At 42.2% G+C, this 13,109-nt stretch carries 8 protein-coding genes and 1 other RNA gene; 8 read left to right on the top strand and 1 reads right to left on the bottom strand.

Translation table 11 applies throughout. The features are described 5' to 3' along the window. Window positions 1-16 precede the first annotated feature (16 nt). Window positions 17-319: a late competence development ComFB family protein gene (locus tag HNW13_RS13970; protein ID WP_101087795.1), complete on the top strand. Its 303-nt coding sequence runs from the start codon at window positions 17-19 to the stop codon at window positions 317-319. A 200-nt stretch (window positions 320-519) separates the two neighbouring features. Here HNW13_RS13970 and ffs read toward each other — a convergent pair. Next, an RNA gene (ffs, locus tag HNW13_RS13975) (signal recognition particle sRNA small type) lies at window positions 520-616 on the bottom strand. Window positions 617-1,223: 607 nt separating this feature from the next. Between ffs and HNW13_RS13980 the strand changes: the two genes are divergently transcribed. The 7 genes from HNW13_RS13980 to HNW13_RS14010 all read left to right on the top strand — a co-directional run bounded on the left by HNW13_RS13980 (window position 1,224) and on the right by HNW13_RS14010 (window position 13,041). Further along, window positions 1,224-3,398: an OmcA/MtrC family decaheme c-type cytochrome gene (locus tag HNW13_RS13980; RefSeq protein WP_192116010.1), complete on the top strand. Its 2,175-nt coding sequence runs from the start codon at window positions 1,224-1,226 to the stop codon at window positions 3,396-3,398. 287 nt (window positions 3,399-3,685) lie between these two features. Next, window positions 3,686-5,647, top strand: coding sequence for an OmcA/MtrC family decaheme c-type cytochrome (locus tag HNW13_RS13985; protein ID WP_192116011.1), 1,962 nt, complete (start codon window positions 3,686-3,688; stop codon window positions 5,645-5,647). A gap of 166 nt (window positions 5,648-5,813) precedes the next feature. Then, window positions 5,814-6,734 (top strand): DmsE family decaheme c-type cytochrome, encoded by a 921-nt coding sequence (locus HNW13_RS13990; protein WP_242445197.1) that lies wholly within the window; start codon window positions 5,814-5,816, stop codon window positions 6,732-6,734. Window positions 6,735-6,746: 12 nt separating this feature from the next. Continuing rightward, a complete protein-coding gene (locus HNW13_RS13995; protein WP_192116012.1) occupies window positions 6,747-8,834 on the top strand; it encodes an MtrB/PioB family decaheme-associated outer membrane protein in 2,088 nt (695 codons plus the stop codon). A 370-nt stretch (window positions 8,835-9,204) separates the two neighbouring features. Further along, window positions 9,205-10,362 carry a sugar diacid recognition domain-containing protein gene (locus HNW13_RS14000; RefSeq protein ID WP_192116013.1) on the top strand — a complete coding sequence of 386 codons (1,158 nt, stop codon included), beginning with the start codon at window positions 9,205-9,207 and terminating at the stop codon, window positions 10,360-10,362. Window positions 10,363-10,492: 130 nt separating this feature from the next. Next, entirely contained in the window at window positions 10,493-11,851 is a 1,359-nt protein-coding gene (locus tag HNW13_RS14005; protein ID WP_162022704.1) for a GntP family permease, read from the top strand. A 20-nt stretch (window positions 11,852-11,871) separates the two neighbouring features. Then, entirely contained in the window at window positions 11,872-13,041 is a 1,170-nt protein-coding gene (locus tag HNW13_RS14010) for a glycerate kinase (protein ID WP_192116014.1), read from the top strand. Window positions 13,042-13,109: the final 68 nt, after the last annotated feature.

The raw sequence follows: 13,109 nt of genomic DNA on the forward strand, positions 1-13,109 counted from the left end.
TCAATGGAGCGTAATAATGCAATTAGAGATCCGAAACTATTATGAAGTTCTATTAATGGAAATGCTGCGAGATGAAGGCCTAATGGAAGAGTTGCCAGAAGAATACTTAGCGGATTTATGCTGCGTCACGCTGAATCAGTTACCCGTCAGGTACATTCGCCATTTAGTTGATACGTATTTCTTCGAAAATTATCAAGAATTAAAACAGATGAAAACAGAGATAAGCGAAGCACTAGAACGTTCGAGACAATTCCTCAAAGCAAATTTGCAAAAACGCTTAAAAGAAGAAGCTGAAATCGCAGCAGAACAACAACAGTAATTTCACCGGCATTAGCTGATGCTTGCCATTAACTGATGTTTTGCCGGATATTGAATGAATATATTCTAGTAAGCACTGGTTATGGTAATTCCATGAATAATTTATTCATACAATACGGCTGTTTTTTGATTGGAATTTTTTGGTTAGAATATTTTGGTTGCAACACTTTGTTGGAATTAATACGGGGAATATTGGAGGTTCCCCTAGAGCCACACCCCGGCACACGAGTCACTTGCTGCGGTTGCTCCCTTCCAGGCCTGGCCGAGTTCACAAGTTATCGTTGCGGGGGGACCCTAGGGTCACCATTGACTTCTGAACCATATAATACAAAGCTTATGTCTCAGAACGGGTCGATTATCCCCTAACCCATTGGCTGGATCAAGCCTTTATCCTAATAAGTTTTCAATCCTCTACCTAACTGCGCAATACTTAACCTTAACAGGGAATACTAGATGGGATAAGGGATGGGTTAACCGACATAAATCGATCTATTCACAAGCCAAGTATGCCAAAAACACAATTTATGTTGCCCATAATACGAATTCAGACGTGAATCATTAATCTATTGAACATAAATACATAGCCAGATGAAATAGAAAAACAGTGGTGAGATAATCGTTTATGACGTCGAGCACAAGTCACTGATGCAGGTTCACATCACTTAGCGTATTCAAGAATATGCTAATAACGGTATTAACACTTTGGAACTATCCTATTTATTTCAGTAATACCGGCAAATCTTCATCAAACAACGTTACCCATAAAGGAATAGTCAGATCTCAGTCACAACTCTAGACATAATTCAATGAGTAAGTGGCCAAGGTTAGCTAACATTAGATTTGAATAAAATCCGCACACTTATAACCAGTAGTGAATGCGAGATAACAAAAAATGCAGGGAATACATGATGAAGACAATAACAGTTAGTCCCGCTGCAAAAGCGGTATTGAGTGCAGGGCTTATTGCTCTAGCGCTATCGGGTTGTGGAGGCAGTGATGGTACTAATGGCGAAGATGGGCCAGATGGTATTATTGGTGTAAACATAGATGCGACATCAACCCTAAAAGCGACCTTTACCGATGCAACCGTAGTCGATGGAAAAGTCAGTGTTGACTTTATTCTTAAAAATGCCAATGGTGTTGCGGTATTGGGACTAACAAAAGATCATGACCTTCGTTTTGGTATCGCTCAATTAACCCCGGTTACTGAAATGGTCGGTGCTGATGGCGCTAAAGTTGAAGTCGACCGTGGTTATCAATGGCAGTCTTATATCAATACAACCAAGCAACCTAATGCAAGTTGGATCCCTGCTGATGAAACAAATATTGCTCCTTCTGCGCAATTTCAAGCTGACGTTGAGGCTGCTTCAAAATGTGCCGATTGCTTAGTTGATAATCTAGATGGCTCATACTCATACACCTTTCAAACCAATATTGCTCAAGTAACAGAGCCGTTAAGCATCACTTACCAAGCTGATGACACTCAGCGCATTACATTGGAATTAAAACAACCATTAATCACAGCCAATGCTCATTACGATTTTCAACCTTCGACTGGCTTAACCGAAGATATTGCATCACGCGATGTTGTCTCGATTAATGCTTGTTATACCTGTCACCAACCAGAAAGCTTAGCATTGCACGGCGGTCGTCGAATCGATCTTGAAAACTGTGCATCATGTCATACCGCAACATCTGGTGATCCTGAAACCGGTAACAGTGTTGATTTCACTTACATGATCCATGCCATCCATAAAGGCCAAGACCGCGTAACCAGCACTGTTGATGGCGATGTAGCCGCACCTTATAAAGTGATTGGCTATGGTGGTGGAGTACATAATTACGGTAACGTGATGTATCCGCAAAAACCTGCTGCCGATTGTAGTGCATGTCACGTCGAGGGCACAAACGCTCCCAAAGATGCCGCGCTGTTTAATGCCAATAAAAGTGATACCGCTTGTATTGCGTGTCACACAGAGTTAGCGTCTCAACAACATGTTGGTGTCGGCACAAATTGTACGTCATGCCATGTTGAAGAAGGCTATGGTCGCAGTGCAAAAGAAGCGCATGGCGATGTGATGAAAGCCTATAACGAAACCCAAGCGATGAACGCCGTATTCAGCGACGTAATAGTTACTGCTGATGGGAAATTCAGTACTACGATTAAATTTACTGATGCTTCAGCTAATGTTATTGCAGCAGAATTTATCGACCAAGGTAGCCGTATCGTTATGGCATGGGACAGCGACAAAAACTACCCAACGTATCAAGATGCCAGTTACAGTAATCGTCGTCTTAAATTAAGTGAAGGTACCGCCAACACAGATAATAGCTGGACCTTAGTTTGGGATAAGATCACCTTACCAACAGATTATGTGGGTAAAACATTTGAACTATGGTCAGCAGTCACAGCCTGTTTTAATCATGGTGGCTACGGCAGACCGGAAGTTAAACTAACGGCTTGTAGTACTGATGATGTCCAGAAAGTGGAAATTAAAAGTAGTCCATACCATTTTGTTATGGCTGCAAGTGCAATAGACACTAGCCAAACCACTGCTACACGTAGAAACATTATCAACACAGAAAGCTGTCAAGGTTGCCATAACCAAGAAGTGTATCACTATGACAATGGTGTCAATTGCCAAACCTGTCATACCGCTGATAAGACGCTTAAAAATGACGATACTTACCCTGGTGGCAAAAAATCGACCAGCTTTGCCTTTAAAGCACACAGCGCTGAAGGTCATTACCTCAAATATGCCGGTGTTGAATCTGGAACCGTGTTGAAAACCGATTGTAAAACCTGTCATACCGCTGATGGGATCCAACTTGGTAGAGCCACTGACAGAGTATGGCGTTATGGCGATATCGATACTGGAGCCGATGTATGGATGTCATCAGATACTGGAGCATGTTTAAGCTGTCATCAAAAGTATCGTACTGATGCCACCGTGTCGCATATTGAATCTAATGGCGGTATTGTTGATGGGATCAGTGAGGACGATGCTCGTAATCGTGCATCAGAAATATGTTCTACCTGTCATACCGTAGACCGCGTCACTAAAACACATGGTTTTTAAACAGTAAAAAGAAACAACCTTGGCGTTTTATCCATCAAAGACCTTAGTTTATAACTAAGGTCTTTTTGTTATCCGAACAATCCTCCCCCGTTAAACTGCGCATTTTACATACCTCTTTATTAATAGGCTGATCATCATCACACAATTACGTTCGTTTTAAAGACGAGTTGCTGTTTGTAACGTAATCTTAGTGTTGGGAAAATTAATTCCAACATCAACTTAACTGAATAAGATAATTGCAGAACATACTGCCAGTGAGTTAGATGGATGACCTTTGCAGGGAAAATATGATGAATAAAAAATACACAAAAATGGCATTATTACTTGCTATGTCAGCATCAATGACACTGGTCGGTTGTGGCGGAGGCGATGATGGTGAAGCTGGTAATCCAGGAAACCCTGGTGGCGAGCCTGCTGAAGCAATTAAAACGCTAAACTTAGATATCACTAAAGTCACTTATCAAGATAGCAAACCGACTATTGAAGTATTTGCGACCAATGAAAAAGATCTCCCTGTAGCGGGTCTTAAAGACTTTGAAATTAAAAAAGTCGTCCAACTCATTCCAGCTGGCGCAAGTGGTGCAGGTAATTCAGCCCAATGGCAATTTATTGGCTCCGAAAAAGCTTTTACCGACCATGGTAACGGCAATTACAGTTTCACAGTCAATGTTGAAGGCTTTAACCCAGAGCTAACCCAACGTTACAATGTAATTGCAAGTGCATCAACCTTGCAAGACGGCGTTACCGGAGTGCCGCGTACTGAAATTACCAAAGATTTTGACGGTGAAGGATTTGAAGCTAAATACACTAAAAACATCGTCAGTGGCGCTACTTGTAATACCTGCCATGCAAAGGGTGAAAGTATTTATCATAGCTACACTGATTTAGAAACCTGTACATCTTGCCATACCAACGAAATGGCCATTGAAAAAGACAAGGTTCAAGTTGAGTTCAGTCACTTAATTCATAATGTTCATAACAATACCAAAATGTATGGCCGCAACTTGGACAAGAGTGCAGAAGCAGCGCATGCGATAGTGCAAGATAATTGCACCACTTGTCATGTTGATTCTGAACAACTGAGCGAATCGAACAACTGGTCTCGAATTCCAACCATGGAAGCCTGTTCAAGTTGCCATACCGATATTGACTTTAAAACGGGTCAAGGTCATCCGCAACAAGTGGATAATTCAAATTGTATAGCTTGTCATAATGCAAGTTGGACAGAAGAATTACACACAACTTCGTATACTCAGAAAAAAGCATTTATCGATTTATACGGCATGACAGCAAAACTAACGGCTAATAAATCAAGCACCGAAGACAAGTCAGCGACCCTATCGGTAACGATTTTAGATGCTAATGGTACGGCCATTGATGCTGCAAGCTTAGTCAGCAAAATTCAACGAATTGAAACCATCACTAACGTCGGACCTAACTTCCCAATTATGGGATATAACCCTAGCCCAGGAAGCGGTTTAGCCAAAATCAGCAAAGACTTTATCAAAGCGGGTCTGTTACAAGCCGATGTAGTCATTGAATCAGGTAACTTAGTCTATAACATTGCATCACTGCCATTTGGCGCAGGCGACACAGATACCGCCTTTAGCTTTATTGGTCTTGAAATGTGTAACGATGGTATTCAAGCCATTGATTGTGTCGACGGCGTAGCAACTACCAGCATGAAAGCCGAGTTCACAGTAGGCACTTTCTCTGGTAATGCGCCTAGCTATCGTCACACTGACTCGGTCAATTTTGGTTCATGTGATAATTGCCATGGAGATACTTTTGAGTTGCATAAAGGCCACCATGCTGGTTTTGTGATGTCAGAACAATTAGCTCGTGAGCTTAATGGCGAAGTCACCATAGGTTTGGATGGTTGTGTGGCTTGTCATACGCCAGATGGCACTTATGCTTCTGGTGCTAATCAAGGCGCCATTGAAATGAAATTGCACAGTGTTCATGGTGAGCAAGGCATTATCAAAGACTGTACTCAGTGTCACAACGACTTTAATCTTGATGCATTCAAAGTTAAAGGTGCACTTGCTACGTCGCAAGGCCTTTATACAACACCTATCACTGCAACGTGCGCATCTTGTCATGGCTTTGACACGATTTCGCAGCATGCACAAAGTCAAGGTGCGGTTGTTAATGGTAGCTATCAAGAAGCCAATGATGCTGCGCAGTTAGAAACCTGTTTCTTCTGCCATGCACCCACCATTGAAAACCACACACAAGTGAAGCTTTAATTTGTCCATTGAGAGAGAAGCCCTGCTTCTCTCTCATGCTATGGCTTACGTAATCAACTTGTTGATCATCAAAATGGACAAATTAGGAAGTCTACTTATGAAGACCACACATTCAATAAATACCTTATTTTTAGCCCTGCTCTGCCTTACTGCATCGACGCTGTTTATGTCGAGTCATGTACAGGCGGCAAAGTGGGATGCCAGCATGACACCGGCAGAAGTTGAAGCAACACTCGATAAAAAATTCGCCGAAGGAAAATACTCACCAAAGGGTGCCGACACTTGTTTGATGTGTCATAAAAAATCAGAAAAGGTCATGGATTTATTCAAAGGTGCTCATGGCGCAATTGATTCATCAAAAAGTCCAATGGCTGGATTACAGTGCGAAGCGTGTCACGGCCCACTAGGTTCACATAATCGTGGTGGTAAAGAGCCAATGATTACCTTTGGCCCAACTTCAACACTCGCTGCAGACAAGCAAAACAGTGTGTGTATGAGCTGTCATCTCGACGACAAACGCGTGGCATGGGACAGTAGTCATCACGCCAATGCCGATGTGGCATGTGCATCTTGTCATAGCATACATGCTGAACATGACCCAATACTGTCAAAGCAAACAGAAGTCGAAGTATGTACCACTTGTCACACCAGACAAAAAGCTGACATGAACAAGCGCACCAGTCATCCAATGAAATGGAATCAAATGACCTGTAGCGACTGTCATAATCCACATGGCAGTTTGAGCGATTCAGATCTTGTTCAGCCAACAGTCAATGAAACGTGTTATTCATGTCACGCTGAGAAACGCGGCCCAAAGCTGTGGGAGCATGCACCCGTCACCGAAAATTGCGTCAATTGCCATAATCCACACGGTTCTGTGAACGATGCAATGCTCAAAACTCGTGCGCCACAACTGTGTCAGCAATGTCATGCGAGTGACAATCACACCAGCAACGCTTATCTAGGTAACACTGATATGGGTTCAACAGTAAATGGTAATGCCTTTACTGGTGGTCGCAGCTGCTTAAATTGTCATAGTCAGGTGCATGGTTCAAACCATCCGTCTGGTAAGTTACTGCAGCGCTAAGGAGATTATATTATGAATACCAAATTGAACCTCATTACCTTAGCGTTACTCACTAGTACCAGCTTTAGCCTGATGGCTGATGGTTATGGCCTAGCAAATGCTAAAACCGACAATATTAAATATGATGCTTGGAATTGTAAGGCTTGTGCTGTCGAAACAGGTACCACAGGAACTGTCGGGGTTGGTATTGGTTACAACAGCGAAGACGATATTAACTCAGCTAACGCCTTTAATAGCAGTAATCAAACTGCTGGCAAAATTGATGCCGATATAAAGTATCGCGGTGACAATGGCTACCAAGCAAAAGTCGTCGCAAATAACATGGGCATGGACAATGGCCGTATGGAAATAGATGTCGGTAAACTTGGATTGTATCGCCTCAATCTAGGTTATCGCTCCATCGCTACGTATCAGAGCAATAATGCCTTAAGTCCTTACCAGAATATCGGCAGCGATAATCTTACTTTAGCGGATAATTGGGTAACGGCAGGTTCAAGCTCAGACATGCCAATGCTTTATAGCAGTTTAACCCCATTTGAATTGTCGCTTAAACGTGAACGTGCCGGTCTAGGATTTGAATATCAAACAGAATCACTGTTCACAACCTACGTTAATTTTCAGCGTGAAGAGAAAACCGGAACCAAAGTTGCCTCTGGCAGTTTTTTCAACCAGTCAATGATGTTAGCGGAGCCGGTTGATTACACCACCGACATCTTAAACGCTGGGATTAAACTCCGTGGTGATCACTGGTTTACCAGCATAAACTACAATGGTTCAGTGTTTAGCAATAACCACCAGCAGCTTGGTTTTGACAGCGCCTTTAACCCTACGTTTGGGGCGCAAAGTCGTGGTTATATGGCGCTAGACCCAGATAACGAGGCCCATACTATTTCGCTAATGGGCCAATATAACGATTCCATTACCAGCTTAAGTGGCCGTTTACTCATGGGCCAAATGACCCAAGATCAGCAATTAACTAGCATAGGTTATGGCTATTCATTACCGGCAGATTCTATTGATGCAAAAGTTGATATCACCGGCATGACACTTAAAGCGGTGACTAAGCTCAGCCGAGCATGGCGTCTCACTGGCAGTTATGATTATAACGACAGAGAAAACAACACCCAAATCGAACAATGGACTCAAATTAGCATTAACGATGTTACCGGCAAAGTGCGGTATAACACGCCATACGATCTCACTACCCATAGCGCTAAATTATCCACTGACTATCGTATCAACCATGGTTTAAAACTCGATGCGGGTTATGATTTCAAACGAGATGAACGCAGTAATCAAGGCAGAGAAACCACTGACGATAATAACGTCTGGGCACGTTTACGCGTCAATAGTTTTGACATGTGGGATATGTGGCTTAAAGGTAGTTTGAGCAAGAGAGATGGTTCAGAATATAAAGCATCAGAATCGTCATCTGCAGAACAAAATCCGTTGCTACGTCGATACTATTTGGCCGACCGTGACCGCACTCAAATAGAGGCGCGTGTTAATCATAGCCCTATTGATAACTTGAACGTCGATTTTGGGGTTCGCTATGCATATGATGACTATACAAATACGCAAATAGGTTTAACTGAATCAAAAGATACAAACTACGATATTAATCTGAGCTACATGATTAATGACGATATGAATGTTAATACATTTTATAACCATCAAATCATCAAATCTGCTCAATCTGGCAGCGCCAATTTAAGTATAGCGACTTGGCAAGCCGATATTGAAGACACTGTCGATGTTGTTGGCGCAGGCTTAAGCTACAACAATTTAATGGACAGTCGTTTGCGCTTAGGTTTGGATTATACCTACTCAGACTCAGACAGTAACACCCAAGTAAGACAAGGTATTAGTGGCGATTACGGTGACTATTTTGCCAAAGTGCATAACATTAATGTGTATGCACAATATCAAGCCACCGAAAAAATGGCCTTGCGTATAGACTACAAAATGGAAAAATACCTTGATAATGATGACGCCAATGATATTGAGCCAGATACCATTTGGAATGTCATGAGTTTAGGTAATTTACAGCATGACTACACTGCACACATGATCATGCTCAACGTGAGTTATAGTCTGTAAGTGATATCACGGTAATATAACCAAGTCGATCACATTAAAAATGACGCCAACCTTATCTAGGTTGGCGTTTTTATATCATTTGATTTAATGACCTTTAGACACAAAAACGGTCGCTAGCATCCTATTGTATAAAAAACTTGCAATTACACCGGATTTAACATTATATTAACAAGGTGAATAGCTTGTGATTGAAGTTTGGGCAAATGGATGTGCCCCCCATTTTATGTTGCTCATCTTTCCTCCCCTATTGCTTGTTAAAGACCATTGCTTGTTTTTTAAATTTCCAATGCATTTAAGCACCAACCTCCTCCCAATACTTAGCTAACATCAGGTATCATTCAGTACCGATATTGATTGCCCAGAGAAATTCATGTTTCAAATTGATACACTAATTGCCACTAAAATTGTCGACCGAACCATGAAAATTATTGGTCATAATATCAATGTTATGAATGCTCAAGCAGTGATATTAGGTTCAGGCGATATCGATCGGATTGGCACTGTACATGAGGGGGCACTATTAGCTATCAGCCAAAATCGCAATGTTGAAATAAGCCAAGCCATCGCTTCAAACTTACATGGCGTCAAACCTGGGCTAAATTTGCCATTGCATTACCAAGGTCAAGTGGTTGGCGTTATCGGTATCACTGGCGAGCCAGACACATTAAGCCACTATGGTGAACTGCTTAAGATGACAGCAGAGATGATTGTCGAGCAAGCAAATTTGCAAGAGCAATTACAGTGGCAGAATCGTCAAAAAGAGGAGTTTATTTCGCAACTCATTCATGCCAATGAGCAAGACTTACCTTCTTTACAACAATGGGCATTGCAATTAGGTGTCGATTTAAGCGTACCGCGAGTGGCCGCCATTATCGAACTTGATAACAAAAACCCATTATATCAACAAGACAATCAAGCATTAAAACAAGTACTGTATTTATTACAAAATCCTGTACGCGATAACTTAATTGCGATGACATCACTCACTCAATTAGTTATTTTAAAGCCGGCTTTTTTAGATGGTAAGCAATTTGACCCTGAGCTTGAAAACCAACGCATCAACAAATTACTCAAACGCTTACCCGCCAATATGCAACTTAGCCTGCATATTTCATTGGGGCATTATTTCAGTGGTGAATTAGGCATTAGTTACTCCTATCGCACCGCCAAAGAAACGTTAGATATTGGAAAAAGATTACATCCAACAAAAACCAAATATTTATACCAAGACTACAGCTTACAAGTACTGTTATCAGGGTTACGGCAACACTGGCGAGGTAATGCGCTTGCTGGGCCTTACATGAAACTGATTGCAGTTGACAATAACCAACAATTGCAAAAAACACTTGCCGCTTATCTAGAACACATGGGAGACATCCAAGCCTGTGCTAACAGTTTGTTTATCCATCGAAACACACTGCGTTACCGATTAGATAAAATTCAAACTATCACCAATATTGATTTACACAGTTTTAATGGATTACTGAGTTTATATTTAGGTCAGTTAATTCACCAACCTAACACTTAATTGTGCATCAGCACAAAAATAGTATTAACTCATAGATTTATTAGTGCAAGCGCACAAAGTAATTTATAGGTAATGGTTTACTATGATGAATACTAAACCACCCCCTACAATAATAAATAACGAGTACTCTATGGGACTAATATTGATCTTAATCGGCGTGATAGCCTTTATCGTCATCGCCACCTCTAAATTTAAACTACACCCTTTTTTAACCCTCATTTTAGCCTCATTTCTCACCGCATTTGCCTATGGTTTACCCAGCAATGAAATTGCCAAAACCATCACTGGCGGTTTCGGTGGTATTTTAGGTTACATCGGCTTAGTCATTGTGCTCGGTACGATTATTGGCACCATTCTCGAAAAAAGTGGTGCAGCCATAACTATGGCAGATGTGGTCATTAAACTGTTTGGCCAACGATTCCCAACGTTAACTATGTCAATGATTGGCTACTTAGTGTCGATCCCTGTTTTTTGTGATTCAGGTTTTGTGATTTTAAATTCATTAAAACAGTCAATGGCAAACCGGATGAAAGTGTCTCAAGTTGCCATGAGCGTCGCCCTAGCAACTGGGTTATACGCAACTCATACCTTTGTGCCGCCAACCCCAGGTCCTATCGCTGCAGCGGGTAATCTTGGTCTTGAATCACAACTTGGACTCGTTATTGCTGTCGGTGTGTTTGTTGCTGCCATTGCCGCTTTTGCCGGTATGTTGTGGGCCAATCGTTTTGCCAATGAGCAGCCAGACGGAGAAGGCGCCGAAGAACTGAATCTGCAGCAAGAAGATTTTGATGATCTAAAGAAAACCTATGGCGAATTACCTAGCCCTACCAAAGCATTTGCGCCTATTTTTGTACCTATCATTTTAATCTGCTTAGGCTCGGTGGCTAACTTCCCTTCAAAACCATTAGGTGAACAAGGCTTATTCGATTTATTAGTGTTCTTGGGCCAACCTGTTAACGCCTTAATGATCGGCCTATTTCTGTCGTTATCGCTGTTAAAAAGCAACCAAAAAATCAAAGAGTTTAGCGATCGTATCAGCCAAGGTTTAGTGGTATCAGCACCTATTTTATTGATCACCGGTGCTGGCGGTGCATTTGGCGCGGTATTAAAAGCCACTGAGATTGGTGCATTTCTGGGTAGTAGCTTGTCCGCTTTAGGTGTGGGTATTTTTATGCCGTTTATCGTGGCCGCGGCACTCAAATCAGCACAAGGTTCATCTACGGTGGCATTAGTCGCTACCTCAGCATTAGTGGCACCATTACTAGGAGATATTGGTTTAGCCTCAGAAATGGGCCGAGTGTTAACCGTAATGGCAATTGGTGCGGGTGCGATGACCGTCTCACATGCAAACGATAGCTTCTTCTGGGTGGTGACTCAATTTAGCCGCATGAGCGTCAAACAAGCGTATCGGGCCCAAACAATGGCCACCTTAATCCAGGGAGTCACGGCGATGATTACCGTTTATCTACTAAGCTTATTTTTACTGTAAATTATTAATCAGAGTCTTATATGAAAATTGTTATTGCACCCGATTCATTTAAAGAAAGCCTAAGCGCCCTAGAAGTGGCTAATGCCATTGAGAATGGATTTAAACAGGTATTCCCAAACGCGCAATATTGTAAAGTGCCAATGGCCGACGGCGGTGAAGGTACAGTACAAGCTATGGTCGATGCCACCCAAGGACAGATTATTAATCTCACTGTCACAGGGCCTTTAGGTTTACCTGTTAACGCATTTTATGGCGTGCTAGGCCAACTAGATGAGGATGGAAACCAAACGGCAATAATCGAAATGGCTGCCGCATCAGGTTTACATCTGGTGCCATCCACTCAACGTAATCCATTATTAACCACCAGTTTTGGTACTGGTGAGTTGATTGCCGATGCATTAGACAGAGGCATAAGACACATCATTTTAGGCCTAGGTGGCAGTGCGACTAACGATGCAGGCGCAGGCATGATGCAGGCCTTAGGAGTCCAACTAAGTGATATAAATAATACTCCATTACCTTTTGGTGGAGCTGCCCTCGCCGAATTACATTACATCGACATGCAATCATGCCATCCAGCCATTAAGGAGTGCGTAATTGAAGTTGCGTGCGATGTCGATAATCCATTATGCGGGCCACGAGGCGCCAGTGCTATTTTTGGTCCACAAAAAGGGGCTACTACTGAGATGGTTGAGCAACTTGATCTCGCTTTGGGGCATTTTGCTCATATCATTAACCAACACCTTAACCAGTCAATTGATGGACACTGTCAATTACACCCTGGTGCTGGGGCTGCTGGCGGTATGGGATTTGGCGTAATGACAATGTTAAATGCAACCTTAAAACCTGGGGTCGATATTGTCACTAAAAGCGTTAAGTTGGCACAACATTGTCTCAATGCTGATCTGGTTATTACCGGTGAAGGTCGAATAGACGGTCAAACCGTGTTTGGTAAAACCCCTATGGGAGTATTGAATGTCGCCAAACAACTTAATATTCCGGTTATCGGTATTTCAGGATGCCTTGGTGAAAATGCAGATGCTATTTTAGCCGAAGGCATGCATGCTATTTTTCCTATCATTCCTGCGTTGCAGCCCTTAGAGCAAGTATTGTCTGAAGCCCAGGTTAATCTAACCAATACCGCGCGCAACATTGCGGCAATGATGTCACTTTCATTTGCAGACAAGTAATCTAATCCAGCACAAATGCCTTATCGCATTTGTGCTGGATTATTCATATCAACATCATTCATATTCTG

This window comes from Shewanella sp. BF02_Schw (assembly GCF_014596695.2).
Taxonomy (GTDB): domain Bacteria; phylum Pseudomonadota; class Gammaproteobacteria; order Enterobacterales; family Shewanellaceae; genus Shewanella.

What these genes read in the sequence shown, in the direction of transcription:
- HNW13_RS13970 (WP_101087795.1), top strand. Translation starts at nt 17, where the DNA reads ATGCAATTAGAGATCCGAAACTATTATGAAGTTCTATTAATGGAAATG.
- HNW13_RS13980 (WP_192116010.1), top strand. Translation starts at nt 1,224, where the DNA reads ATGATGAAGACAATAACAGTTAGTCCCGCTGCAAAAGCGGTATTGAGT.
- HNW13_RS13985 (WP_192116011.1), top strand. Translation starts at nt 3,686, where the DNA reads ATGATGAATAAAAAATACACAAAAATGGCATTATTACTTGCTATGTCA.
- HNW13_RS13990 (WP_242445197.1), top strand. Translation starts at nt 5,814, where the DNA reads ATGTCGAGTCATGTACAGGCGGCAAAGTGGGATGCCAGCATGACACCG.
- HNW13_RS13995 (WP_192116012.1), top strand. Translation starts at nt 6,747, where the DNA reads ATGAATACCAAATTGAACCTCATTACCTTAGCGTTACTCACTAGTACC.
- HNW13_RS14000 (WP_192116013.1), top strand. Translation starts at nt 9,205, where the DNA reads ATGTTTCAAATTGATACACTAATTGCCACTAAAATTGTCGACCGAACC.
- HNW13_RS14005 (WP_162022704.1), top strand. Translation starts at nt 10,493, where the DNA reads ATGGGACTAATATTGATCTTAATCGGCGTGATAGCCTTTATCGTCATC.
- HNW13_RS14010 (WP_192116014.1), top strand. Translation starts at nt 11,872, where the DNA reads ATGAAAATTGTTATTGCACCCGATTCATTTAAAGAAAGCCTAAGCGCC.